Origin of the sequence: Mycobacterium sp. 050134 (assembly GCF_036409085.1) — a bacterium.
In the GTDB taxonomy this organism is placed as follows: domain Bacteria; phylum Actinomycetota; class Actinomycetes; order Mycobacteriales; family Mycobacteriaceae; genus Mycobacterium.
On the sequence record NZ_JAZGLV010000003.1, the window covers coordinates 279,737 to 302,737 of the forward strand.

Annotated in this window: 24 protein-coding genes and 2 pseudogenes; 9 read left to right on the forward strand and 17 right to left on the reverse strand. The window is 68.9% G+C overall.

Annotation, left to right across the window (positions count from 1 at the left end; translation table 11 throughout):
* Positions 1-32: 32 nt before the first annotated feature.
* Both SKC42_RS05060 and SKC42_RS05065 read right to left on the reverse strand, forming a co-directional pair.
* Entirely contained in the window at positions 33-3,416 is a 3,384-nt protein-coding gene (locus tag SKC42_RS05060; protein WP_330963197.1) for a pyruvate carboxylase, read from the reverse strand.
* A 207-nt stretch (positions 3,417-3,623) separates the two neighbouring features.
* A pseudogene (locus SKC42_RS05065) lies at positions 3,624-3,912 on the reverse strand (MmgE/PrpD family protein); the annotation flags it as partial.
* Positions 3,913-3,966: 54 nt separating this feature from the next.
* Between SKC42_RS05065 and SKC42_RS05070 the strand changes: the two are divergent.
* Complete coding sequence (locus SKC42_RS05070; RefSeq protein ID WP_330963198.1) at positions 3,967-5,331, forward strand: flavin monoamine oxidase family protein; 1,365 nt, start codon at positions 3,967-3,969, stop codon at positions 5,329-5,331.
* Positions 5,332-5,344: 13 nt separating this feature from the next.
* Here SKC42_RS05070 and SKC42_RS05075 read toward each other — a convergent pair whose 3' ends face one another.
* Positions 5,345-5,854 (reverse strand): DoxX family protein, encoded by a 510-nt coding sequence (locus tag SKC42_RS05075; protein WP_330963199.1) that lies wholly within the window; start codon positions 5,852-5,854, stop codon positions 5,345-5,347.
* A gap of 113 nt (positions 5,855-5,967) precedes the next feature.
* Here SKC42_RS05075 and SKC42_RS05080 point away from each other — a divergent pair, with 113 nt between their 5' ends.
* Together SKC42_RS05080 and SKC42_RS05085 are read left to right on the forward strand one after the other, a co-directional pair.
* Positions 5,968-7,608 carry a pyruvate, phosphate dikinase gene (locus tag SKC42_RS05080; RefSeq protein WP_330963200.1) on the forward strand — a complete coding sequence of 547 codons (1,641 nt, stop codon included), beginning with the start codon at positions 5,968-5,970 and terminating at the stop codon, positions 7,606-7,608.
* A complete protein-coding gene (locus SKC42_RS05085; RefSeq protein WP_330963201.1) occupies positions 7,605-8,219 on the forward strand; it encodes a MarR family transcriptional regulator in 615 nt (204 codons plus the stop codon). Before SKC42_RS05080 ends, SKC42_RS05085 begins: the two co-directional genes overlap by 4 nt.
* Before the next feature lies 1 nt (position 8,220).
* On the opposite strand, the gene SKC42_RS05090 is transcribed toward SKC42_RS05085, so the two are convergent.
* The 3 genes from SKC42_RS05090 to SKC42_RS05100 all read right to left on the reverse strand — a co-directional run bounded on the left by SKC42_RS05090 (position 8,221) and on the right by SKC42_RS05100 (position 11,045).
* The gene (locus SKC42_RS05090) at positions 8,221-9,447 is read right to left on the reverse strand and encodes a WS/DGAT domain-containing protein (protein WP_330963284.1); all 1,227 of its coding nucleotides are present in this window, start codon (positions 9,445-9,447) and stop codon (positions 8,221-8,223) included.
* 29 nt (positions 9,448-9,476) lie between these two features.
* Positions 9,477-10,385, reverse strand: coding sequence for an alpha/beta fold hydrolase (locus SKC42_RS05095; RefSeq protein WP_330963202.1), 909 nt, complete (start codon positions 10,383-10,385; stop codon positions 9,477-9,479).
* 177 nt (positions 10,386-10,562) lie between these two features.
* The gene (locus SKC42_RS05100) at positions 10,563-11,045 is read right to left on the reverse strand and encodes a VOC family protein (protein ID WP_330963203.1); all 483 of its coding nucleotides are present in this window, start codon (positions 11,043-11,045) and stop codon (positions 10,563-10,565) included.
* A gap of 161 nt (positions 11,046-11,206) precedes the next feature.
* Here SKC42_RS05100 and SKC42_RS05105 point away from each other — a divergent pair, with 161 nt between their 5' ends.
* Positions 11,207-12,070: an alpha/beta fold hydrolase gene (locus SKC42_RS05105; protein WP_330963204.1), complete on the forward strand. Its 864-nt coding sequence runs from the start codon at positions 11,207-11,209 to the stop codon at positions 12,068-12,070.
* 226 nt (positions 12,071-12,296) lie between these two features.
* Here the strand turns inward: SKC42_RS05105 and gnd are convergent, their stop codons facing one another.
* The gene (gene gnd / locus SKC42_RS05110; protein ID WP_330963205.1) at positions 12,297-13,319 is read right to left on the reverse strand and encodes a phosphogluconate dehydrogenase (NAD(+)-dependent, decarboxylating); all 1,023 of its coding nucleotides are present in this window, start codon (positions 13,317-13,319) and stop codon (positions 12,297-12,299) included.
* 25 nt (positions 13,320-13,344) lie between these two features.
* Positions 13,345-14,733, reverse strand: a complete 1,389-nt coding sequence (locus SKC42_RS05115; protein ID WP_330963206.1) for a glucose-6-phosphate dehydrogenase — start codon at positions 14,731-14,733, stop codon at positions 13,345-13,347.
* Positions 14,734-14,856: 123 nt separating this feature from the next.
* Between SKC42_RS05115 and SKC42_RS05120 the strand changes: the two genes are divergently transcribed.
* Positions 14,857-15,690 (forward strand): adenylate/guanylate cyclase domain-containing protein, encoded by an 834-nt coding sequence (locus SKC42_RS05120; RefSeq protein WP_330963207.1) that lies wholly within the window; start codon positions 14,857-14,859, stop codon positions 15,688-15,690.
* Here the strand turns inward: SKC42_RS05120 and SKC42_RS05125 are convergent.
* The gene (locus SKC42_RS05125) at positions 15,642-15,851 is read right to left on the reverse strand and encodes a hypothetical protein (RefSeq protein WP_330963208.1); all 210 of its coding nucleotides are present in this window, start codon (positions 15,849-15,851) and stop codon (positions 15,642-15,644) included. The two genes, SKC42_RS05120 and SKC42_RS05125, sit on opposite strands and share 49 nt — an antisense overlap.
* A gap of 136 nt (positions 15,852-15,987) precedes the next feature.
* Here SKC42_RS05125 and SKC42_RS05130 point away from each other — a divergent pair, with 136 nt between their 5' ends.
* Positions 15,988-16,668 (forward strand): guanylate cyclase, encoded by a 681-nt coding sequence (locus tag SKC42_RS05130; RefSeq protein ID WP_330963209.1) that lies wholly within the window; start codon positions 15,988-15,990, stop codon positions 16,666-16,668.
* Here SKC42_RS05130 and SKC42_RS05135 read toward each other — a convergent pair.
* Both SKC42_RS05135 and SKC42_RS05140 read right to left on the reverse strand, forming a co-directional pair.
* The gene (locus SKC42_RS05135; protein WP_330963210.1) at positions 16,665-16,988 is read right to left on the reverse strand and encodes a putative quinol monooxygenase; all 324 of its coding nucleotides are present in this window, start codon (positions 16,986-16,988) and stop codon (positions 16,665-16,667) included. The two genes, SKC42_RS05130 and SKC42_RS05135, sit on opposite strands and share 4 nt — an antisense overlap.
* A 347-nt stretch (positions 16,989-17,335) precedes the next feature.
* Positions 17,336-17,830, reverse strand: coding sequence for a peptidoglycan endopeptidase (locus tag SKC42_RS05140; protein WP_330963211.1), 495 nt, complete (start codon positions 17,828-17,830; stop codon positions 17,336-17,338).
* A 254-nt stretch (positions 17,831-18,084) separates the two neighbouring features.
* Here SKC42_RS05140 and SKC42_RS05145 point away from each other — a divergent pair, with 254 nt between their 5' ends.
* Complete coding sequence (locus tag SKC42_RS05145; protein ID WP_442931981.1) at positions 18,085-18,579, forward strand: nitroreductase family deazaflavin-dependent oxidoreductase; 495 nt, start codon at positions 18,085-18,087, stop codon at positions 18,577-18,579.
* Here SKC42_RS05145 and SKC42_RS05150 read toward each other — a convergent pair.
* Together SKC42_RS05150 and SKC42_RS05155 are read right to left on the reverse strand one after the other, a co-directional pair.
* A pseudogene (locus SKC42_RS05150) lies at positions 18,527-19,078 on the reverse strand (VOC family protein). The gene SKC42_RS05145 and the pseudogene SKC42_RS05150 sit on opposite strands and share 53 nt — an antisense overlap.
* Positions 19,079-19,089: 11 nt before the next feature.
* Positions 19,090-19,410 carry a hypothetical protein gene (locus SKC42_RS05155; RefSeq protein WP_330963285.1) on the reverse strand — a complete coding sequence of 107 codons (321 nt, stop codon included), beginning with the start codon at positions 19,408-19,410 and terminating at the stop codon, positions 19,090-19,092.
* 218 nt (positions 19,411-19,628) lie between these two features.
* On the opposite strand from SKC42_RS05155, the gene SKC42_RS05160 reads away from it, so the two are divergent.
* A complete protein-coding gene (locus SKC42_RS05160) occupies positions 19,629-20,129 on the forward strand; it encodes a nitroreductase/quinone reductase family protein (RefSeq protein ID WP_330963212.1) in 501 nt (166 codons plus the stop codon).
* A 13-nt stretch (positions 20,130-20,142) separates the two neighbouring features.
* Here SKC42_RS05160 and SKC42_RS05165 read toward each other — a convergent pair whose 3' ends face one another.
* Together SKC42_RS05165 and SKC42_RS05170 are read right to left on the reverse strand one after the other, a co-directional pair.
* Positions 20,143-20,616 carry an SRPBCC family protein gene (locus tag SKC42_RS05165; RefSeq protein ID WP_330963213.1) on the reverse strand — a complete coding sequence of 158 codons (474 nt, stop codon included), beginning with the start codon at positions 20,614-20,616 and terminating at the stop codon, positions 20,143-20,145.
* A 42-nt stretch (positions 20,617-20,658) separates the two neighbouring features.
* On the reverse strand, positions 20,659-20,961 hold the full coding sequence (locus tag SKC42_RS05170) for a hypothetical protein (RefSeq protein ID WP_330963214.1): 303 nt from the start codon (positions 20,959-20,961) through the stop codon (positions 20,659-20,661).
* On the opposite strand from SKC42_RS05170, the gene SKC42_RS27680 reads away from it, so the two are divergent.
* The gene (locus SKC42_RS27680; protein ID WP_442931982.1) at positions 20,948-21,271 is read left to right on the forward strand and encodes a hypothetical protein; all 324 of its coding nucleotides are present in this window, start codon (positions 20,948-20,950) and stop codon (positions 21,269-21,271) included. The two genes, SKC42_RS05170 and SKC42_RS27680, sit on opposite strands and share 14 nt — an antisense overlap.
* A gap of 98 nt (positions 21,272-21,369) precedes the next feature.
* On the opposite strand, the gene SKC42_RS05180 is transcribed toward SKC42_RS27680, so the two are convergent.
* Positions 21,370-21,645, reverse strand: a complete 276-nt coding sequence (locus SKC42_RS05180; RefSeq protein ID WP_330963216.1) for a type II toxin-antitoxin system Phd/YefM family antitoxin — start codon at positions 21,643-21,645, stop codon at positions 21,370-21,372.
* A gap of 108 nt (positions 21,646-21,753) precedes the next feature.
* Positions 21,754-22,827 carry a redox-regulated ATPase YchF gene (gene ychF / locus SKC42_RS05185; protein WP_330963217.1) on the reverse strand — a complete coding sequence of 358 codons (1,074 nt, stop codon included), beginning with the start codon at positions 22,825-22,827 and terminating at the stop codon, positions 21,754-21,756.
* Between the last annotated feature and the right edge of the window lie 174 nt (positions 22,828-23,001).

The window sequence follows — 23,001 nt, forward strand, 5'->3', positions numbered from 1 at the left end:
GAGGAGGGTGCCCGGCCCGGGGCGGCCGTCCGCTAACCGAGCACCACCAACAGGTCACCGCCTTCGACTTGGGCGGTGGGCGCCACCGCGATCCGCGCGACCGTGCCGGCCTTTGTGGTGGTGACGGCGGCCTCCATCTTCATCGCCTCGATCGTCGCGACGGTCTGTCCCGCGTCCACCTCGTCGCCGACGTTGGCCGTCACGGTGACGACGCCGGCGAACGGCGCGGCGATGTGGTTGGGGTTTGCGCGGTCGGCCTTTTCGGCGGCCGGCACGTCCGCGGCGATGCCCCGGTCGCGCACCACGACGGGACGCAACTGCCCGTTGAGGATGCACATCACGGTGCGCATGCCGCGCTCGTCGGCATCGGAGATGGCCTCCAGGCCGATCAACAACTCCACGCCGCGCTCCAACTCGACGCGGTGCTCGTCGCCTTGGCGCAGCCCGTAGAAGAATTGGTTGGCGCTCAGCCGCGACGTGTCGCCGTACTGCTCACGGTGATCCTCGAGCTCTTTCGTGGGCCCGGGGAACAGCAGGCGGTTCAGCGTCCCTTGGCGCTCGACTCCCGACACGGCCAACGCCCGTTCGTCCGCCGTCGACAACGGCTGCTCCGACCTCGCCGGGCCGCGACCCTCTAATGCCTTGGTGCGCAATGGCTCCGGCCAGCCGCCCGGTGGGTCGCCGAGTTCCCCGCGCAGGAAGCCGATGACGGAGTCGGGGATGTCGTAACGCGCGGGATCGTCGGCGAAATCCCGCGCGCTGATGCCCGCGCCGACCAGCGCCAGCGCGAGGTCCCCGACCACCTTGCTCGACGGGGTGACCTTCACGAGATGCCCGAGGATCCGGTCGGCCCCGGCGTAGGCGTCTTCGATTTCCTCGAAGCGGTCGCCGAAGCCCAGGGCGATGGCCTGCTGGCGCAGGTTGGACAACTGGCCGCCCGGAATCTCGTGGCGGTATACGCGGCCGGTCGGCGCCGGCAGCCCGGACTCGAACGGCGCATACACCTTGCGCAGCGCCTCCCAGTACGGCTCCAGTGCACACACCGCCCCGAGCGACAGGCCGGTGTCGTAGCTGGTGTGCGCCGCCGCGGCCACGATCGACGACAACGCGGGCTGACTCGTGGTCCCCGCAAGCGAGGCCGCGGCGCCGTCGACGGCGTCGGCCCCGGCCTGCCAGGCCGCCGCGTAGGTCGCCAGCTGACCACCGGGGGTGTCGTGCGTATGCACGTGCACCGGCAGGTCGAACCGCGACTTCAGCGCCGACACGAGCGTGGCGGCGGCGGGAGCCCGCAACAGCCCGGCCATGTCCTTGATCGCCAGCACGTGCGCGCCCGCCTCGACGATCTGTTCGGCCAGCTTCAGGTAGTAGTCCAGGGTGTAGAGCTTTTCGGCCGGATCGCTGAGATCGCCGGTGTAGGACATCGCCACCTCGGCCACGGCGGCGCCGGTGCCGCGGACGGCGTCGATCGCGGGGCGCATCGACTCAACGTTGTTCAGCGCGTCGAAGATTCGGAAGATGTCGACGCCGGTTGCCGTCGCCTCGTCGACGAACGCGGTCGTGACTATCTCCGGATAGGGCGTGTAGCCCACGGTGTTGCGTCCGCGCAGCAGCATCTGCAGGCAGATGTTGGGGATCGCCTCGCGCAGCGCCGCCAGCCGCTCCCACGGGTCCTCCTTCAGGAACCGCAGCGCGACATCGTAGGTCGCCCCGCCCCAGCACTCGACCGACAACAGTTGCGGCGTGGTGCGGGCGACATAGGGCGCCACCATCAGCAGCCCGCTGGTCCGCACCCGGGTGGCCAGCAGGGACTGATGCGCATCCCGGAACGTGGTGTCCGTGACGCCCACACCGCGCGCGTCGCGCAGCCACGCCGCGAAACCCTCGGGTCCCAATTCGGTGAGACGCTGCTTGGATCCCGCCGGCGGGTCCGCCGAAAGGTCGATGTCGGGGAGCTTGTCGTGCGGATACACCGTCGAGGGACGCTCACCGTGGGGCTTGTTGACCGTGACGTCAGCCAGGTAGGTGAGGATCTTGGTGCCGCGGTCGGCCGAACTGCGGGCGGTGAGCAGTTGCGGGCGCTCTTCGATGAACGACGTGGTGACACGGCCGGCCCGGAAGTCCGCATCGTCCAGAACCGCTTGCAAGAACGGAATATTCGTCGAAACACCGCGGATGCGGAACTCCGCGACCGCGCGCCGCGCACGGCGCACGGCGGTGGCGAAATCACGGCCCCGGCAGGTCAGCTTGATCAGCATCGAGTCGAAGTGCGCGCTGATCTCGGCGCCCAGCGTCGTGCCACCGTCTAGGCGGATGCCCGCACCGCCCGGGGTGCGATAGGCGGTGATCCGGCCGGTGTCCGGGCGGAAGCCATTGGCCGGATCCTCGGTGGTGATCCGGCACTGCAACGCCGCCCCGTGGGGAACCACCGAGTCCTGGCTCAGGCCAATCTGTTCCAGGGTCTGCCCGGCGGCGACCCGCAGCTGGGCGGACACCAGGTCCACGTCGGTGATCTCTTCGGTGACGGTGTGCTCCACCTGGATGCGTGGGTTCATCTCGATGAAGACGTGGTTGCCCCGCTCGTCGAGCAGGAACTCCACCGTGCCCGCACACGTGTAGCCGATACTTCGCGCGAACGCCACGGCGTCCGCGCAGATGCGTTCGCGCAGTGCGGGATTTAGGTTCGGCGCCGGCGCGATCTCGATGACCTTCTGGTGCCGGCGCTGCACACTGCAGTCCCGCTCGTAGAGGTGAATGACGTCGCCCTGGGTGTCCGCCAGGATCTGCACCTCGATGTGGCGCGGGTTGAGCACGGCCTGCTCGAGGAACACCGAGGCATCGCCGAAGGCTGACTCGGCCTCGCGGCTGGCCGCCTCGATCGCCTCGGGCAACGCCGCCGGGTCGGCCACCCGCCGCATCCCCCGGCCGCCGCCCCCGGCCACCGCCTTGACGAACAAGGGAAACGTCATCGACTCCGCGGCCGACACCAGCTCTTCCACCGACGTCGAGGGCGCGGACGAGTCCAGCACGGGCAGACCCGCCGCCCGCGCCGCGGCGATGGCCCGCGACTTGTTGCCCGTCAGTTCCAGCACCTCGGCGCTGGGACCGACGAAGGTGATGCCGGCCGACGCGCACGCCGCCGCCAGGTCCGGATTCTCCGAGAGGAAGCCGTACCCGGGGTAGATCGCGTCCGCCCCGCACGCCACGGCCGTCGCGACGATGTCGTCGACCGATAGGTAGGCGCGCACCGGATGACCCTGTTCGCCGATCTGATAGGACTCGTCGGCCTTCAACCGGTGCACGGAGTTGCGGTCCTCGTAGGGGTAGACCGCCACCGTGGCGATTTCCAGCTCGTAGGCGGCGCGGAACGCGCGGATGGCGATCTCGCCGCGATTGGCGACCAGCACTTTGGCGAACACGGCCTCAACGATAGGGCGCGTCGTTAACCGCGGGGCGGGGCCCGTGCGGTCACGAGGAAGGAAGCGCGACCATCTCCCCGTCCCGGCAAACCCCCGACCACGGCCGAGCAGACGCAAAAGTCGCCATTCGCGCGGCGTGTCGGGGGCATTTGCGTCTGCTCGCGCGGTTGCGGCACCGGCAGCATCCGGGAGTTGCCAGTGCGTTCCTCAGAAGATTCCCGGCGGGACGGCGGGTGACGTGTCGAGTACCTGCGGATCGACCATGATGTTGAGCGCGCTCAGAGCGCCTGCCCGGCAAAGCTTCAGCCGCGGCCAGGAACCCCCTCGGCCAGCGCGGTGAACTTCCCGATGTACTGCTCGCGGCCGAACGGCCGAGCCCCCAACGGGTGGGGCGTCGGCGACGGCGATCTCGTCGACGATTACCTCCCCGCTCTCCAGGGCGATCTCTGCGCGGGCGCCGATACGCCTTCTCCACCGGGTCGGTCGAGTGGTAGCGCGGGTGCGCGCGGTGTAGTTTGCTGCTGGGGCGACACTCAGCGAGAAGCGGGCCGTGGCGGACGTCGATTACTGCGTGGTCGGTGCGGGATTCGCGGGCCTGGCGGCAGCCCTGCGGCTGAGCCGGGCGGGCCACTCGGTGACATTGCTGGAGGCGCGCGACCGCGTCGGCGGCCGCACCTTCACCGAAACCCACGCCGACGGAAGCTGGGTGGATCGCGGCGGCGCGTGGGTCGGGCCCGGCCAGGACCGCATCCATGCGCTGATGGCCGAATTCGGTGTGCCGGAATACAAGCAGCACAACGACGGCGACGCCATGATGATCGTCGACGGCAAGAAGCACCGCTACGGCGGCACCATCCCGTGGACCATGAGCCCGTGGGCCGTCGTGAACCTCGGGCTGGGGCTGCGCGCGGTGGAGAAGATGTGCAAGGCCGTGCCCAGCGAACGCCCCTGGGAGGCAGAGAGTGCCGCCGAATGGGACCGGATCAGCCTGGGCGAGTGGCTGGATCGGAACACGATGTCCAAGGCGGCCCGCGAAATGCTCGACATGGCGCTGGCGGGCACGTACACGTCGGCGGCGTCCGAGGTGTCGATGCTGTGGGTGCTGACCCAGATGGGCTCGGCCGGCGGTCCCACCTTCGTCATCACCGGGCGGGGCGGCTCCCAGGATGCGCGCCCGGTGGGCGGGATGGGCGCCGTCTACGGGCCGATGGCCGCCGAGCTGGGTGACGCCGTGCAGCTGTCGCGGCCGGTCCGGCAGGTCAGCCAGGACGCCGACGGGGTGACGGTCCGCGCGGACGGTGTCACGGTGCGGGCGCGCCGGGTCATCGTCACCGTCCCGCTGGCGATCGCCACCTCGATCGACTACGAGCCGATGCTCCCGGCGGATCGGGCGTGCCTGCACCAACGCATGCCCGGCGGTGCCGTCGTCAAGACCTCGGTGATCTACGACGAGCCGTTCTGGCGGGCGGACGGGTTGTCCGGCCAGTCGGCCGCACCCGGCTCCCTGGCAACGCTGACCATCGACGCGTGCACGGACACGGGCGACCCGGGGATCATGTGCGCCATCACCGAGGGGGTCGCGGCGCGCCGGCTGGGCGGGCTCACTGCGGCCGAACGCAGGGCGGCAATCGTCGGTGAGCTGGTCGACCGCTTCGGCGAGAAGGCGCGGACGCCGCTGGAATACCACGAGCAGGACTGGACCACCGAGCGGTACTCCGGGGGCGGCATGATCAGCCACGCCCCGACCGGCGTGCTCACCGAATTCGGCTACACGCTGCGCGAGCCGTGCGGCCGCGTCCACTGGGCCGGGACCGAGAGCTCGGCCGTGATGTGCGGGTGGATCGATGGCGCGGTCCGTTCGGGTGAGCGCGCCGCCGACGAGGTGCGGGAAGCCGAGACCGTGTCGGGCGGCTGAACGGCTCTGACCGTCACCCCGCTTGTTTGGCCGGCGGCCGGTAGAAGATCACCAGCTGGCCGATGGCCCCGGCGAGGCCGAGGACGACCGAGATCAGCAGGCCGTGCCAACCGTCGAACCAGTTCTTGCCGAAGATCAGCCAGTCCAGGCTCAGCCGCCCCGCGCCCAGGGTTGCCACGGCGACGGCGCTCAGCGCCAGCACCAGGTTGTATTCCCAGCCCTCCTTGACGATGAAGAAGCCGTTGGCCCGGTGCACGGTCCACGCCGCCACGAGCATCAGCGAGACGAAGCCCGCGGCCGGGATGGGCGTGAGCAGGCCCGCCGCCAGGCCCAGCCCAGCGGCCGTCTCGGTGCTTGCGGCGAGGGTGGCGTGAAACTTCCCGGGCTTCATGCCGATGCTCTCGAACCACCGCGCGGTTCCCGGGATGCGACCACCACCGAAGAACTTGTTCAGTCCATGGGCGGCTAGCGTCAGGCCGAGCACCAGCCGCAGGATCAATAACCCGATGTCGTAGGGAGTCATACGTGCAAACCTAGATCACGGGGCGGATCGGGTAGTAGCAGCGCGAACAGCTAACTTCACGGGTCCGTGTGGGAACATAGCGGGCGTTCCGACGTTGGCCGGATGAGCGGCGAATGCAGAGGGGTGCGACATTGGCGCGTGTTTCACGAGGCACCGTCTCCCCTCAGTGCACCCTGGAAAACGCCGTGGTCTTGCTGAACGGCCAGAGCGAGGATCCACGGGAAGTCCTCGGCAACAAGGGCTACGGGGTCGACGTCATGCGCCGCCACGGGCTGCCCGTGCCGCCCGCGTTCTGCATCACCACCGGCGTGGGGGCGCGCTACCTGGCGGAGCCCGGGCCGACGGTGGACGCGATCTGGGACCGCGTGCTCGACGGGGTCGCCTGGCTGGAGCGGGAGACCGCGCGCACGTTCGGGCGCGGTCCGCGTCCGCTGCTGGTCAGCGTCCGTTCCGGGGCCACCCAATCCATGCCGGGCATGATGGACACCATCCTGGACCTGGGCATTAACGACGCCGTCGAACGCGCCCTCGCCGAGGCGGGGGCGGGGCGGTTCGCCCGCGACACCCGCCAGCGGTTGGACCGGATGTATCGGCGCATCGTGGGCGACGCGGTCCCCGAAGACCCTCAGGCGCAGTTGCGCGCCGGCATCAGGGCGGTGTTCGACTCCTGGAATTCGCCCCGCGCGGTCGCCTACCGCGCGCATTACGGACTCGACGAGAGCGTCGGCACCGCCGTCATCGTGCAGGCGATGGTGTTCGGCAACAGCGGCCCGGGATCCGGTGCCGGAGCGCTGTTTTCCCGCAACCCGATCACCGGCGCCGACGAGCCGTTCGGCGAATGGCTGCCCGGCGGGCAGGGTGACGAGGTGGTGTCGGGATCGGTCGACGTCGAACCCATCGGGGCGCTGCGCGACGAGCAACCGGATGTCTACGACGAGCTACTGGGCGCCGCCCGCCTGCTGGAACGGCTCGCCTCCGACGTCCAGGAGATCGAGTTCACCGTCGAGGACGGCAAGCTGTGGTTGCTGCAGACGCGCGCGGCCGAACGGTCGGCGCAGGCGGCGGTGCGGCTGGCCCTGCAGCTGCGCCGCGAGGGCCTCATCGACGACGCCGAGGCGCTGCGCCGCGTGACGCCGGCGCACGTCGAGAACCTGCTGCTGCCCGCGCTGCAGCCCGAAACCCGTTTGACAGCACCACTTTTGGCCCGAGGGCTGCCCGCCTGCCCGGGCGTGGCGGCGGGCAGGGCATACACCGACGTGGACGAGGCGCTCGACGCCGCCGACCGGGGCGAGCGAATCATCCTGGTGCGCGACCACACGCGGCCCGAAGACGTGCTCGGCATGCTGGCCGCACAGGGCATCGTCACCGAGGTCGGCGGCGCCGCCAGCCATGCGGCCGTGGTCAGCCGCGAGCTGGGCCGGGTGGCCGTGGTGGGATGCGGCAAGGGCGTGGCGCAGGCATTGTCCGGCCGGTATGTCACGGTCGACGGCGCCGCAGGCGAAGTGCGAGAAGGCAACTTGACACTGTCCGCATGGTCGGAGAACGACACGCCGGAGCTGCGCGAGCTGGCCGACCTCGCGCGACGGGTCAGCCCGCTGCGGGCCCACGCCGAGGGTGATCACCCGCGCCTTGACGACACCTCCGATGCCGCGGTCCGAGCGGCCATGGACGCCGGCCTGTCCGATGTGACCTCGGCTGCCCCCCTGATCGTCATGCTGACCGCCCTGCGGCTGGCGGGCCGGGCCGCCGGGTGACCGAACTGGCCGTGCTGCAGGCGGTCCGGCTCAAGGGCCGGGTGCGGCCCGTCGAGCTGGCCGCAACCCTGAACGCCGACCTCGCGGACATCGCCGACACCATCGGGCGGCTGACCGAGGCGGGACTGCTGATCGACGGCACGGCGCTGCGGATCAGTCCGGACGGTCGCGCCAGGCTCGATACGCTGCTGCGGCACGAGCGCGCGGGCATCGACCACGAGGCGATGCTCGCCGTGTACCACGACTTTCGCGCCATCAACGACGACTTCAAGTCCCTGGTCACGGACTGGCAGGTGCACGGCGGCCCGCAGGGCCGCCCTAACACCCACGACGACGCCGAATACGACGCGGCGGTGCTCAGCCGCCTCGACCGCGTGCACGCGCGGGTGCTCCCGCTCATCGAGGCGGCCGCGGCGCAGCTGCCACGGCTGGGCGGCTATGCGGTCAAATTGCGTGCGGCCCTGGACAACATCAAGGCCGGCGACACCGCTTGGCTGACCAGACCGCTCGTCGACTCCTACCACACCGTGTGGTTCGAGCTGCACGAGGAACTCATCGTCGCGGTCGGCCTGACCCGCGCGGACGCCGCCAAATCCGATGGCGCGCAATAGGCTACAGCGCCGCATCCAGTAGCCGCACGTACGCGTCGATGTCGCCGACCGCCGACTCGGCCGCATGCACGCTGATCGCGACGGTCTCGCCGATGCCGTGCACGCCGTGGGTGAGGCCCATCGCCGGCGAAAGCGCCGGAAACCCGGCGGTCAACACCACGGCCGCCCCGCCGAGCCTTAGGTCGGCGGCACCCCGGTACACGCTGGACACCACGGTGTTCCCGGCCACCTCGGCCGGGCGGACATCCGAGTCGAACTGGGACACGCCCCACCGCAGCAGCGGCGCGGGCACCGCCGCGAACGCCCGATCGGCGGCGCGGGTGGCGGGATGGTCGAATCGGCGCCGGCCGTTGGCCAGGTCCGCGGCGATCCGCTCGGCGCGCACACCCGGCTCGAGGTGGGGATACAACCCGACGACGACGTTCCCGAAATGGTTGTTCGCCTGCCGTTCACCGGATTTGGCCATCGGGACCTCCGCCCCCAGCGAGTCGGCCGCCGCGCCGATCAGGCCGGACAGGGCGGCGGACACGGCGCCGAGCACGCCGACGGTGACGGTGGGCCCGGGCAGCCGGGTGCGGTCGCGCACCAGGGTGCGCACCGAGCGGGCACCGTCCGGGCGGGTGTTGGTGGGTAGCGGCGGCCGGGACCCGGGGCGAGGCGCCAGCAGGCCCGCGCGGGTGTCACGCTCGAACCGGCGATGGGTGCGGGCGGCGTCGACCACCCGCACCGGCGGGAAGCCCGGCCTTGGCACGGACACCCGCGGCACCGGGGAGGGCCGGCCGAACAGCCAGGCCGCCATCGCCGCGGCGCGGTTCCCGTCGGCCAGCGCGTGCGCCACCTGCAGGACGGCCACGACGCCCGGTCCGTCGACGCCGGGCACGCCCCGAACCGGACCGAACAGGTGCAGCCGCCAGGGCATCCGCCGGACGTCGAGCTGGTCGCGCGCCAGGCCGACCACCGCGGCAAGGCATCCGCTCCAGCTGTCGTCGCCGAGGTCGTGGTGAACCAGCCACTCCGGCCCGACGGTCGCCGGCACCCACCGCGGGTAGGCCAGCCGGCCGCGCTCCTCGACCCGGACCGCCAGCTCGGGGCATCCCCGCGCCCGAAGGACGATCTCCTCGGTCGCGCGCCCCGGATCCGCGGGCGCGCCGTCGAACGCATACAGCAGGAACTCGTCGCTGGGGATTTTCGCCGACATCCAGTAGAACTGGGCGTCGACGGCGGCCATCCGGCGCCCGGCTGCCATGGCGCGCCGCCTCAGGCGGCCGAACCGATGAATCCGAGGATCAGGTCGGCGACCTTGTTCGGTTGTTCGAGCTGCAGGAAGTGCCCGGCATGCTCGACGATGTCGGCCGCGCTGCCCGCGGGCAGCGCCTTCTCGGTCCAGCGGGTGAAAGCCGACGTCATGCACCCGTCGTCGCGGCCGTGCAGGTACAGGCACGGCAGCAGCGGTGCTTGCGTCCACAACCGGTGCAGCTCGGCGTACTGTGCCGGCGGCCGGGTGTTGCGGATCACGGCGCGGTATGGTCCCAGCGCCGCCCGCCAGCTCTCCGGTGTGCCGATCGCGGCGTCGACGTGACGCAGGTCCTCCTCGGCGCCGCGGTAGCCGGGCGACCACCGCCGCCACAGCAGCGGCAGCACCCACGACGCGGAATGTGCCGGCAGCACCGGCAACTGGAAGTAGAACATGTACCAGCTGCGCAAGAGTTGGCGCGAGATCAGGCCGGCGAGGCGGCCGCTCTCGGCCAGGCCGGCGCGCTGGCGGAGTCCGGCCGACACGGGCACCGACATGATCACCGCCCTGGCGAACGGGCTGTCGGGCATGGCGGCCAGGCCGGTGGCGGCGAGCGCACCCCAGTCGTGGCCGATCACGACGTCCCGTTCGGTGCCGCCGGCGGCCTCGCGCACCCGCAGCGCGTCGTCCATCAACGCGCCGATGTGGTAGCTGCCGTCGGCGGGAATCGAGGAGGGCGCGTACCCGCGCATGAAGGGTGCGACGACGCGCCACCCCGACTCGACGAGCAGGGGCGCCAGCTTGCGCCATCCGTACGCGGTGTCGGGGAAACCGTGCAGGCACAGCGCGAGCGGGCCGTCACTCGGACCCCAGGCGAGCGCCTTGAGGTCACCGGCCCGGCCCCGCGCGTCGACCCAACCCGGTTCACCCATGGCCCGCCACCTCGCCGAGTCCCGGCGCGAACCGGATGGCCCATCGAACACCGTCCGCCATGTTCCCTCCCTGCTCGGGGCGTCGCAGGACAAACCTACCCCTGCCGATTAGGGACGCACCGGCCGCGATCGGAAGTCGGCGAGGGCGCTACAACGGCAAACGATTTCGCGAACTGCTCATGGCACGCTCTGGCCGGCCGCCGCCCGCTCCAGGTCGGCGATGATGATCTTTCGCATGCCGTTCATCGCTCGGGTGGCCGCGGCGGCGCGGGCGCGATCGGGGTTGCCGATCAGCTCGTAGAGCCGGTCCGGGACGATCTGCCAGCTCAGCCCGAAGCGGTCCTTCAGCCAGCCACACTGCGACTCTTCGCCGCCGTCGCTGAGCCGGTCCCAGTAGTAGTCCACCTCGTCCTGGTCCTTGCAGTGCACCGTGAAGGACACCGCCTCGCTGAACGAGAACAGCGGCCCGCCGTTGATCCCGATGAACCGGTTGCCGTCGAGCACGAAGCTGCCCGACAGGACGGTGCCGGGTTCGCCGGGGCCGGCCTCGGTGGTCCGGTTCAGGCCTTCGATGCGCGAGTTGGGGAACACCGAGGTGTAGAACTCGGCCGCTTCCTCCAGGTCGTCGTCGAACCACAGCGTGGGGGTGATGGATGGCATGGGCGCCTCCTTGTCGAGGTTGTTCGAGATGGGGTCTACCTGACTGACCGCGGCTACGGCAAGAAGTCACCGCGGCCGCTTCCCCCGCCATCGGGGTACCAGTGCGAAGGTGGATAGACAACCTAGGTAACGTCGGAGGGCGATCTATCGAGAGGACGCCCGTGAGCGCCGTGAGCAGCACACCACTGACGGTCGAGTTTGCCGGCCGGGACGGGATCACCCTGGTCGCCGACGAATGGAACCGCGGCATCGATGCCCAGGGCCGCCCCTCGATCCTGATGCTCCATGGCGGCGGCCAGAACCGGTTCTCGTGGAAGAACACCGGCCAGATCCTGGCCGACGAGGGCTTCCACGTCGTCGCCCTGGACAGCCGCGGCCACGGTGACAGCGACCGCTCCCCCGACGCCGACTACGCCGTCGACACGCTGACCGCCGACGTCCTGGAGGTGCTGGACGCTATCGCCCGGCCCGTGATGATCATCGGGGCGAGCATGGGCGGGTTGACCGGCATCCTCGCGGCCCACCAGGCGGGCCCCGAACGGGTCACCCAGTTGGTGCTCGTCGACGTGGTCCCTCGGTTCGAGAAGGGCGGAAGCGCGCGCATCCGCGACTTCATGATGGGCAACATTGACGGCTTCGACACCCTGGACCAGGCCGCCGACGCGGTCGCCGAGTACCTGCCCTACCGGGCCAAGCCGCGCAGCCCGGAGGGCCTGAAGAAGAACCTCCGCCTGCGCGACGGGCGCTGGTATTGGCATTGGGACCCGGCCTTCATGACCAAGCCGGGCGACGACCCCGAGCTGCGGACGGAGAAGTTCGAGCACGCGGCCGCGAACCTGGCCATCCCGGTGATGCTGATTCGCGGCAAACTGTCCGACGTCGTCAGCCCCGAGGGCGTCCAGCACTTCCTGGACACGGTCCCGGCCGCGGAGTTCGTTGAGTTGTCCGACGCCGGGCACACCGCGGCCGGCGACGACAACGACGCCTTCAGCGAAGTCGTCGTCGGGTTCGTCAAGCGCGGCTGATCGCCGCTAGTGTCGTGAGTCGTTAAGAGTGCACCAGCATCTTCGGCCGTTCATCCCGCTGTGAACACGTCGAACGTGGGGGAAAAGTACAAATTCCCAACACTTTTCGTCCATAGGGCCCACGCCCGGAAACAGGAGCGAAGGCTGCACCCGAACCAATGACTCATGACACTAGCCCGTTGGCGGCGACCCGCTTCGCCCGGCTACGCCGCGCTCGCGATCGCCGCTAGTTGGCCGGCTTCTCCGCGTGCCCGCCGAACTGCTTGCGCATCGCCGACAGCGCCTTGTTTGCGAAGTCGTCGAGCTGCCGCGAGGCGAACCGAGACTGCAGGGCGGTGGTCAGCACCGGCGACGGGACGCCCTCGTCGATCGCCGCGATGGCCGTCCAGCGGCCCTCCCCGGAGTCCGACACCCGTCCGGAGAATTCCTTGAGGTCGGGCGAGTCGTGCAGCGCGATCGCCGTCAGGTCCAGCAGCCAGGAGCCGATGACGCTGCCGCGGCGCCACACCTCGGCGACCTCGGGGATGTCGAAGTCGTATTGGTAGAACTCGGGATTCGACAGCGGCGCCGTTTCGGCGTCGCCCTCCTGCACGTGCTTGCCGATGTCGGCGTTGCGCAGGATGTTGAGGCCCTCCGCGAGCGAGGCCATCATGCCGTACTCGATGCCGTTGTGCACCATCTTGACGAAGTGCCCGGCGCCGGAGGGCCCGCAGTGCAGGTAACCCTTTTCCGACCGGGCGACCTCGCCGTCACGGCCGGGCGTGCGCGGGGCCGCGTCGACGCCGGGAGCGACGCTGGCGAAGATGGGCTCGGCGTGCAGAAAAGCCTCGTCGTCACCGCCGATCATTAGGCAGTAGCCGCGCTCGCGGCCCCACACGCCGCCACTGGTGCCGCAGTCGAGCAGGTGAATTCCGTTCTCCGACAGGGTCTTTGCGTGGCTGATGTCGTCGCGGTAATAGGAGTTGCCGCCGTCGATGACGATGTCACCGGCCTCCAGCGTCTTGGCCAGTTCGTCGATGACCCCCGTCGTGATGGTCCCGGCCGGCACCATCACCCAGACCACCCGCGGCGCGGTCAGCTGCTCGGCGAGCTCCCGCAGCGACGACACCCCGGTGGTCCGCTCCTCCCCCGCCATCGCCTTGACCGCGTCGGGGTTGTGGTCGTAGACCACGCATTCGTGCCCATCATTGGCGACGCGGCGGACGATGTTGGCGCCCATCCGGCCCAGGCCGATCATCCCAAGCTGCATGTCGTGTCCTCCTCTGTTGTCAGCGTTACTGCGGCAGCCACGGTTGTTGCCAACTGCGGTGGCCATGCAGGAGTGACTGCGCGGCCTCGGGTCCCCACGAGCCGGGCTCGTAGTGGTGAATCCGTCCCGGCTTGTCCAGGACGGGCTGCACGATCCGCCACGTCTCCTCGATGCTGTCCTCGCGGGCGAAAAGCTGCCGGTCGCCGGTCAATCCGGCGTACAGGAGCCGCTCGTAGGGCCGGACGGGTTCGCCGAGGTCCTTGGCGAAGGACGAATCGAGGTGCACGTCCTGCCACGAGTCCTCGACCTGGGCGGACAGCTGCAGGCGCATGCCCGGGTCGGGGTCGATGCGCAGCACGATCTGGTTGGGCTCGCTGGGCCGATTGGGCAGGAACGCCAGCCCGGGAACGTGATGCAGGAACATCCGCACCTCGGTCACCCGCTGCGGCAGCGCCTTGCCGGCGCGCAGGAAGATCGGCACGCCGGCCCAGCGCCAGTTGTCGATCTCGGTGCGCAGCGCGACGTAGGTTTCGGTCTGCGAGTCCTTCGCCACGCCCGGGACGTCGGTGTAGCCGCGGTACTGGCCGCGGATGCAGCGCTCCGGGTCCAGCGCCGGCATCGCGCGGAACACCTCGGCCTTCTTGTCGTTCAGGTCGTCGGCGCTGGGGCCGACGGGGGGCTCCATCGCCACCAGCGCCAGGACCTGCAGCAGGTGGTTCTGCACGACGTCGCGCAGGGCGCCCACCGCGTCGTAGAACTTGCCGCGGTCCTCCACGCCGAAGTTCTCGGCCATGGTGATGTGGATTTCGGAGACCGCGTCGCGGTCCCACAGCTCGGCGAGCGCCCGGTTGGCGAACCGCAGGTACTCCAATTCCTCGACGGGCTGCTTGCCCAAAAAGTGATCGACCCGCAGGATCTGGTCTTCGTCCAGCACGGCTCGCAGCCGGGCGTTGAGATCGCGCGCGGACGCCAGGTCGTGGCCGAACGGCTTTTCGAGGGCGACCCGCGCATGCTCGAGCAGGTCGGCCTTCGCCAGGTTTTCGACGATCGGCGCGAACAACGCCGGCGGCATCTCCAGGTAGTAGAGCGGGCGCGACTCCGACGCGATCCGATTGCTCAGCTCCGAGTACAGCCCGCTGTCGGTGACGTCACCATGCAGGTAGGAGATCCGGGCGGCCAGCCGGTCGAACACCGCCTCGTCGAACTCCTCGCCGGAGTCCTTGATGGCGTGACGGGCCCGGTCGACTAGGGCGTCGAGGGACATGTCGTCACTGGCGACGCCGAGAATCGGGCAGTCCAGCAGCTTGCGGCGCTCCAACCGGTACAGCGCCCGATATGTCATCTTGCGGGCGAGATCGCCGGTGATTCCAAAGATCACCAGTACGTTCGACGCGCTAACGTCGCCGTCGGCCAAGACCGCACCTCCCGAAAGTCACCTGATGGGCTCCTTTGAGATCCACTACCCGCGGCGGCCGATCCCAACACTAGACATTGCCCCGGGGGAGCGACAACCGCAGCGCATCGCGGGCTTGCAAGGATGACCCACGTGGATGATGTGCTGCATATCGCGGTCTACGTCGCGGCGGGGATTGCGGTGCTGGAGGCCGGGGCCATCGTCGTGCTGTCGCGGCTGCTGGTGAGCAGCCGCCGGGAGATCGAAGAACTGCAGCACCGGACCGACACCCGCAATTGGCTGCTGTCGGGTGGGCGCGAGGCGGTCAAGACCGTGTGGAACACCGCCAACCTGATGCGCAAGGAGGGTTTCGGCGCGGTCGTGCGCAGCTCTATCGAGGACCTCGCCGACTGGGCCGAGGTGGAGCGGCCCGACCTGGCGCGGGTTACCCCCGACGGCCGGGTGGTGATCCTGTTCTCCGACATCGAGGAGTCGACGGCCCTCAACGAGCGCATCGGCGACCGCGCGTGGGTCAAGCTGATCAGCGCGCACGACAAGCTGGTGCACAAGCTCGTCCGCGACCACGGCGGGCACGTGGTGAAGAGCCAGGGTGACGGCTTCATGATCGCGTTCTCCCGAGCGGACGAGGCGGTCGGCTGCGCGATCGACTTGCAGCGCGCGTTGCGCGCGGAGGCGAAACGCAAGCGGCACAGCGAGATCCGCGTCCGAATCGGTATCCACATGGGACGTTCGGTGCGTCGTGGCGACGACCTGTTCGGCCGCAACGTCGCGATGGCGGCGCGCGTCGCGGCGGAAGCCGTCGGCGGTCAGGTTCTGGTGAGCGAACCGGTCCGGGACGCGTTGCGCGACTACGACGACATCCGGTTCGACGCGGGGCACGACGTTGAGCTGAAAGGCTTTTCGGGCAGTTACCGGTTGTTCGCCGTCGAGCCCGTGCCTGACCCGGACCTCGGCTGAAAGCTCTCGCCGTTGGATTCGGCCAGCCTTTGATGCAGGCGGGCCCGGACCTCGTCGGCCGTGTAGGCACGGCGCTTGCGTTGATCGCGAACGACCAGGGCGCCACCGGCGACCACTCCGGCGACACCCGCCAGTCCGAGCCATTTCCAGATGTTGCGCATCGACACAGGCTATTCGCCGCGGGGTTCGCCCGTTCACCGTTGTGGTTAACTTGAGTGCCCGTTCACTCGCGGGCAGCGGCGCGCCCGTCCACCCATAATCATCGAAAGATCAAGTGATGACCGGGATTACACGACGATGCTGACACTGAATCAAGCCGTTGACGAAACCCGGACCGGTGACCTGTGGTTGTTTCGCGGCGGTTCGCGCCCGGACCGCGCCATCCAGACGCTGACCAACAGCCCGGTCAACCACGTCGGAATGACGGTCGCCATCGACGACCTGCCCCCGTTGATCTGGCACGCCGAGCTCGGGGAGAAGCTCGTCGACGTGTGGACGGGCACCAACCACCGCGGGGTGCAGCTCAACGACCTCCGCGAAGCGGTGCGGCAGTGGATGGAGCGCTACCACCAGCGTTGCTGGTTGCGGCAACTGACGCCCTACGCCGACCGCGGCCAGGAGAACGCGCTACTACGGGTGATCGCGCGTATGGATGGCACCCCGTTTCCGGCCACCGCGCGGCTCACCGGCCGGTGGCTGCGGGGGCGACTTCCCACCGCATACGACTGGACCCAAGGAATCCCGTTCGTGGACAGGAAGGTTCGGGAATCGACCCGGCGGCGCAAGGCCCGGCAACGCGTGGGATTGGAGGCGGCGTACTGCGCGGAGACCGTGGCGATCACCTACGAGGAGATGGGGTTGCTCAACACGGAGAAGTACTCGAACTGGTTCGACCCCGGCTCATTCTGGAGCGGGGACCGGCTCCCCCTGGCCCCCGGTTATCAGCTCGGCGGCGAGATCGAAGTCGTCCTCGATTAGCCGGCCGCCATCTCCCCCAGCTCCGACCAGCCCGTCGCGTCGATCGTCTGGCTGATGATCTTCGGCGTCGACTTCACCGCCTGGGCCAGGTCGTGCATCGCCCGCTTGAAGTGCTCGCTGTTGACGTGAACGCTGCCCGCCTCATCATCGCGGAAGGCCTCCACCAGGACGTACTCCGCCGGATTGTCCAGACTGCGGGACCATTCGAACCACAGGTTGCCGTCCTCCGCGCGGGTGGCGTCGGTGAACGGACCGACCAGTTCCGGCCAGCGCTCGGTCCATTCGGGCTTGGTGTCGAACTTGACGACGATGAAGATCATTGGCCGCTCCCCGTCTCTGTGCCTCCACTGTGCCGGCTCGATCGTGCCGCGCAGCGCCAGGATACGTGCGGGCGTCGGCCACCTCATATGCCACAGGCGCACCGTCTCGGGACCGATGTGTGACCGCCGGAAGCGAGAGCGCGGGTGATATGGCTTTCGACGACCGGTCGGTGATCCGCCGGCCGGGCCGCGTCAGCAAATTCGCTATGGCACAAGCGCCGGGTGCGCCAACATTTTCCACAACTATCGATCGTGACGCACAACACACGGCGGCCATTTGTCGGATCGCTTCACACCGGCGCCAATTAGCTGTCGGTTAAGTGAACTCCGATGCGCTTTTCAAATAGTTATTGATTCGCCATTCCTGGGTCACCGGGCGGCGGCGGTGCGTCGGGCGCCGGCGGGGGCGCGTCGGGCGCCGGAGGCGGGGGTGGCGCGTCCGGCGGCGGGGGAAGGGCACCGTCACCGTCGGGGGGCATCGGCAGGAACATGTGGTGCGTAAATCCGGCCTGGTAGGCCCCGGGGCCGCCGACGTGCACGCCACCGCGTTCACCACTGGATACCGAGGTGCCGTCCGGCAGCGTGACCGCCGTGTGGCCGCCGTTCCACCCGATCACCACGGCGTTGGGCGCGGTTCCGTAGCGGAACCCCCGCGCCAGCAGTGCGGCTTCCTCGTTGCCCGTGTTGAAGCGATTTCCGAAGACCGGCCGGTCTGTTGCCGCGTTGGCGACCCAGGAGGCCAGCCCGGAGCAATCGGTGCCGGCGGGAGAATCCCCGCCCACAATATAGGGCGTCCCGGAAACCTGATTAATGAGCGAGACGAGTGTAGCAAGAACAACCATGGCCAGGCACGCTAGCAAGCGAGTTTATTGGTATCAAAAATTTGTGGCATACCTCATTCGCGGCACGGACAATGGCTTTCGTCGCAGATGCAGCAAACTTATTAGGCGGTTGCGCGTTCGTGACCCACTGGTATCCCCGGCGCCCGGCCCGGCCGGGCGTCGCGCGTGCGGTCGAGAATCGTGCCGCTGCGCCACGTGGATCCGCACAAGAAGCGGGGCCGCCTCGACCGGGCGAGCGTCCGCGTCGATCGCCGGTGGGCCAGTTCGTCGCCCGGCACGTCGCACGCCACACCGATCCCTACCCGTTCGGGCTGACCGGCGTCCGCGTGAACATGGGCGCGGTCATCAACGCGCCGCTGGTCTCCATTGGGGCCAAGACGGGGCAGCGCGCCGAAGTGCAGCTGACCTACTTTCACGACGGGCCCGACGTCATCCTGCACGCGTCGAACTTCGGCGGGCACAAACATCCGCGGTGGCACTACAACCTCCAGGCCCACCCCGAGTGCCAGTTCGGCGGGGAACGCTTCACCGCATCGCTGGTGACCGACGCCGACGAATACGCAAGGGCTGTACGAACTCGCCGAGCGGGTTCATGGCCGATACGCCGACTACCGCGCAAAGACCGCCCCCGTGGGCCCACAGACCCCAATGTTCCGGCTCAGGCCGTGCTGACCGCCGAGGCGGCGGCCCACGGGATCAGCGCCCCGGCAGAGTCCTCCTCGCCTGCAGGATCACGCCGGGTGCGGTAGCCGCCAGGTCCGGCCGGCTCTTCGCGAAGGCGCGAATCGCACGGCATAACGCCCAAAGTTGCTGGGGAGTCGGAACTTTCGGCATCCACGCGAGCTCCCAGTGAATGCCGTTGATCGGGTCGTCGAAGAACACCGCGTAATAGCCGGGCCAATACTAGGGATACTCCTTCGGCTCGTCGGTGACCGGGATGTCCCGCGCGATCAGGAAGTCCCGGTGGAAGCGATCGACCTCTTTTCTGCCGCGCGCCCACAACGCAATGTGGTTGATGCCGACCGCCTGGTCACGGTGTGTCAGCTTGGCGCCGGTACGGGCCGGCTGAATCCCGATGTAGCTGTGCGGGTTCATATCCCGCGTCATGGAGTACGTCGACTGGTACTCCATTCCCAGGGTGGAGAAGCTGCTGTAGCCCAGCCACCCGAACAGGGCGTCGTAGAACGCGACCGACTCGTCATGGCCGCGCACCGCGAACTCGACGTGACAAACTCCGCGCCACCGCATCGCGCCCCCGCTCAGATCGGATTCCACACCCCGTTGTTCCAGAAGCCCCAGTTGCCACCCGTCGGGTTCCACATCAGTTGCGCCCCGGGCGCCCAGGACGGCGGTGGCGGCGCCGGCGGCGCCCACGGCGGCGGCGGCCCCCAGGGCCCGGCCCCCGCCGGGTAACTCTGGCCCGCCGCGCCCTGCCAGTCGTGGCAGTGGTTCCAGTCCCAGTCGTACGCCCTGCCCCAGCTGGGGTCCCACCCGTCGCCGGGACACCAGTGGGAGCTGGGCGGCGGGCCGGCCTGGGCGGCCGGGGCGGTAACACACGCGCAGACCGCCAACCCGCCCAACCATGCGCCGACAGACCGCCGAACCGCTTGCTTCACCGTCGCCACCTCCCCAGGATTTCCCGTGAGCGCCATCCGGGCAAGTGCCAGTTCCGCCGGCGGGCCCCCCGCCGCGCGTGGGGGCTACGGAGGAAAACGATGCCGATCGGCTGCATACCGCCCACGTTGGGCGCCCTCCGGCCGCATGGTTACATGGGGTCAACCGTCTATCAGGAGTACCAATGGCCGACGCCGATGCCGCAGCGATCCGAGAGGCGCTCGGTAACTGGATCAACGATCACCTCGACACCTACCTCGACTCCGGTGGCACGCGGGGCCACATCATGGACGTCACCGCGGTCGGGGGCAGGGAGATGACGACGCACTGCTTGATCAAGTGTGTGGGTCGCAAGTCGGGCAAGGTGCAAATCAGGCCCTTGATCTACGGCAACTTCGGCGGCGAGATCGTGGTCGTCGCGTCGAAGGGCGGCTCCGACACGCATCCGGGGTGGTACCTGAATCTCCGCGAGAGCGAGACGATCGGCGTGCAGATCGCGACCCAGGCGTTCGAGGCCGCGTGGCGTGAGCCCGAAGCCGAAGAGCGCCACGAGGTTTGGGCATACATGTCCCACCTCTACCCGCCGTACATCGCTTACCAGCAGTCGACCAGCCGCCAGATCCCGCTGGTGATGCTGACGCTCGGACGGCCGATCGACGTCTTCACCGCGGAGGACCTGCAATAACCCCGTGATGCGGTCAATCCGCGCCGCGGCCCGCCAGGTACGTGGCGAGGTTGGTCAAAGACGAGTCCATGCCGGCCACATGATCCTCGGCCGAGATCCCGGGCGGGACGTCGTCGGACCGCACGTCGACCCGGGTCCCGCCGTCCACCTCGGTCACGGACCAGGTGATGGTCATCGTTCCCGCAAAGGACGCGTCGTCGGACTGGAAGTCGACAGCCTGCACGACGCGGCTGTTCGGTTCGATCGCGACGAAGCGTGCCGCCACGACGTCCGATTCGGCGTTCGACTTGCCGCCCGCCGCAGGCGCGTCGGCATACGTCAGGGTCATCCGGTACGACCCGCCGGGGCGGGCGTCGAAGTGGTCGAATTGTCCCGTCATGCCCCGCGGCGGCAGCCACTCGACGAGCGCCCGCGGGTCCACCAGGGCGGCATAGACCCGCGTGAGCGGGGCTCCGATCAGCCGCGATGCGGTATCGGTACGTCCCATGTCTCTCCGATCGGCCACCGACGCACTCGACCAGGCCCCGCTTCATTCAGTCTGGGCTTTTTCTGCCCGCTCGAGCGCGACCGAGAGCGCCTTGGTATCCGGGCGGATGACCTCTTCGACCCGTCCAAAATAGACACCGCGATCGACGAGTCGTCCGTTCTGTTCGGTGTGGTACCGGGTCGACCACGGTCCACCCTCGACGAGCGTTTCGTCCACCACACAGCGGAAGTCTGGCAGCCTGAACAGCAACTGGTCGCGTAGCAATTCCCGAACCGCGTCCGCACCGCGGATGTCGGCCGCAAGCCGATGGTCACCGAGAAACACCAAGTGCATGCCGTCGACCAAGGGCGTCTCGTCGAACCGCTGCTCGGACAGCCGTTTCCAACCAGCCAGCGACAAATCATCGTGTCAGCGTATTCGGAAAGCCTTCCGCGACGCGGCGACGCAGGTTGCGGCGGCCCAGACCTTGAGTCGGAACTCTCACCGCGTCGCGTCACCGATAAACGTCACGTCGGTGTGCGATGTGGATGATCCTGACGACCACGCGGCCCTCGAAAACCCAATATATGACCCGGAACTCGCCGCGCCGAGCCGAATACCGGCCCTCAAGCTCACCGCGAAGGGGCTTACCAACCCGGTAGGGATTTTCGGCTAGCGGTCCGCGGATGAACTCCCAACACGCGACGGCGACGGATTCGGGCAGAGTTTCGGTGAGCGCCCGTTTCGCAGCCGCGGTCAGTTCAATCCGGTAGCTCAACGTGGGAGCCGGCCGGTGGCGCGCATCTCCTCGGTCACTTCGTCCAGCGTGAAGAACTCGGCATCCTGCTCAGCCGCGCGAACGTCGCGCATCAAATCCGAGTCGCTGAGGATGGCCAGCGTTTCCATGATCGAGTCATAGTCTTCGGCGCTCAGGATCACCGCAGCACGGCGCCCCTGTCGAGTCACCTCAATGCGTTGGTGCGTACGCACCGCCTCATCGACCAGTTTGGAGAGGTTTGCGCGGACCTCGGCGAGCGGCAGCGTCGTCATGTACAGAATTCTAGCGTGATGCGCTACGCCCGGCGCTGCATCTGGTGACTTTTCGGATCACTTCCGGCCGGCGGACGATCGCTCGCGCCGGTAATTAGCGACTTGCGGTCATACGTTGAACCGGAACTCGACCACGTCGCCGTCCGCCATGACGTAGTCCTTGCCCTCCATGCGGACCTTCCCGGCGGCCTTGGCCGCGGCCATCGACCCCGCGGCGATCAGATCGTCAAAGGACACGATCTCGGCCTTGATGAAGCCCTTCTCGAAGTCGCTGTGGATGACACCCGCCGCCTTCGGCGCCGTGTCGCCCTGGTGAATCACCCACGCGCGCGCCTCCTTCGGGCCGACCGTCAGGTACGTCTGCAGCTTCAGGGTGTGAAAGCCCGCCCGCGCCAACGCGTCTAGCCCGCGCTCGGTCTGGCCGATCGACTCCAGCAGCTCGGCGGCCGACTCGTCGTCCAGCTCGGCCAGCTCGGATTCGATTGCGGCGTCGAGGAAGACGGCGTCGGCGGGCGCGACAAGCTCGCGCAGCGCGGCCACCCGGTCGGCGTCGGTGAGGACCGACTCGTCGGCGTTGAAGACATAGAGGAACGGCTTGGTGGTCAGCAGGTTGAGCTCCCGCAGCAGCGACACGTCGACTCCGGCGGAGAACAGCGTCTTCCCGCCGTCGAGCACCTCCTGGGCCTTGACCGCGGCGTCGTAGATGGGCCTGCGCTCCTTGTTGGTGCGCGCCTCCTTCTCCAGCCGGGGCAGGGCGCGCTCGAGGGTTTGCAGGTCCGCCAGGATCAGCTCGGTCTCGACGACCTCGATGTCGGACTGCGGATCCACCCGCCCGGAGACGTGAGTGACGTCGTCGTCGGCGAACACCCGGACCACCTGACAGATCGCGTCGCATTCGCGGATGTGGGCGAGGAACTTGTTGCCCAGCCCGGCGCCCTCGGACGCGCCCTGGACCAGGCCGGCGATGTCGACGAAGGTGACGGGGGCCGGGACGATGCGCTCGGAACCGAACAGCTCGGCGAGCTTGCCCAGCCGCGGATCGGGCAGCGACACGACGCCCTCGTTGGGCTCGATCGTGGCGAACGGGTAGTTGGCCGCCACCACATCGTTCTGCGTCAACGCGTTGAAGAGGGTGGACTTGCCGACGTTGGGCAGGCCGACGATTCCCAGGCTCAGGCTCACGGGGAACCAAGTCTAGGGGCCCCGCCGGCGACCGTTCGCGCCGACGGCCATCGATCCGATACCGCCGGCGCTATCGGGCCCCAGGGACGACCACCCTCCCCCGTGGTAGCGAAGGGGCCGATGTTAAAGAAAGTGCCTCGTGGGTAAGTCGTGGCACACGACCCGCTATATACG

Coding starts and splice junctions, on each gene's coding strand:
- SKC42_RS05080 (WP_330963200.1), top strand. CDS start 5,968: ATGCAGAGGGGTGCGACATTGGCGCGTGTTTCACGAGGCACCGTCTCC.
- SKC42_RS05165 (WP_330963213.1), bottom strand. CDS start 20,616: ATGGGACGTACCGATACCGCATCGCGGCTGATCGGAGCCCCGCTCACG.
- SKC42_RS05130 (WP_330963209.1), top strand. CDS start 15,988: ATGCTGACACTGAATCAAGCCGTTGACGAAACCCGGACCGGTGACCTG.
- SKC42_RS05120 (WP_330963207.1), top strand. CDS start 14,857: ATGACCCACGTGGATGATGTGCTGCATATCGCGGTCTACGTCGCGGCG.
- SKC42_RS05100 (WP_330963203.1), bottom strand. CDS start 11,045: ATGCCATCCATCACCCCCACGCTGTGGTTCGACGACGACCTGGAGGAA.
- gnd (WP_330963205.1), bottom strand. CDS start 13,319: ATGCAGCTTGGGATGATCGGCCTGGGCCGGATGGGCGCCAACATCGTC.
- SKC42_RS05180 (WP_330963216.1), bottom strand. CDS start 21,645: ATGACGACGCTGCCGCTCGCCGAGGTCCGCGCAAACCTCTCCAAACTG.
- SKC42_RS05125 (WP_330963208.1), bottom strand. CDS start 15,851: ATGCGCAACATCTGGAAATGGCTCGGACTGGCGGGTGTCGCCGGAGTG.
- SKC42_RS05140 (WP_330963211.1), bottom strand. CDS start 17,830: ATGGTTGTTCTTGCTACACTCGTCTCGCTCATTAATCAGGTTTCCGGG.
- SKC42_RS05090 (WP_330963284.1), bottom strand. CDS start 9,447: ATGGCCGCCGTCGACGCCCAGTTCTACTGGATGTCGGCGAAAATCCCC.
- SKC42_RS05135 (WP_330963210.1), bottom strand. CDS start 16,988: ATGATCTTCATCGTCGTCAAGTTCGACACCAAGCCCGAATGGACCGAG.
- SKC42_RS05075 (WP_330963199.1), bottom strand. CDS start 5,854: ATGACTCCCTACGACATCGGGTTATTGATCCTGCGGCTGGTGCTCGGC.
- SKC42_RS05095 (WP_330963202.1), bottom strand. CDS start 10,385: ATGGGTGAACCGGGTTGGGTCGACGCGCGGGGCCGGGCCGGTGACCTC.
- SKC42_RS05160 (WP_330963212.1), top strand. CDS start 19,629: ATGGCCGACGCCGATGCCGCAGCGATCCGAGAGGCGCTCGGTAACTGG.
- SKC42_RS27680 (WP_442931982.1), top strand. CDS start 20,948: ATGCCGTCGACCAAGGGCGTCTCGTCGAACCGCTGCTCGGACAGCCGT.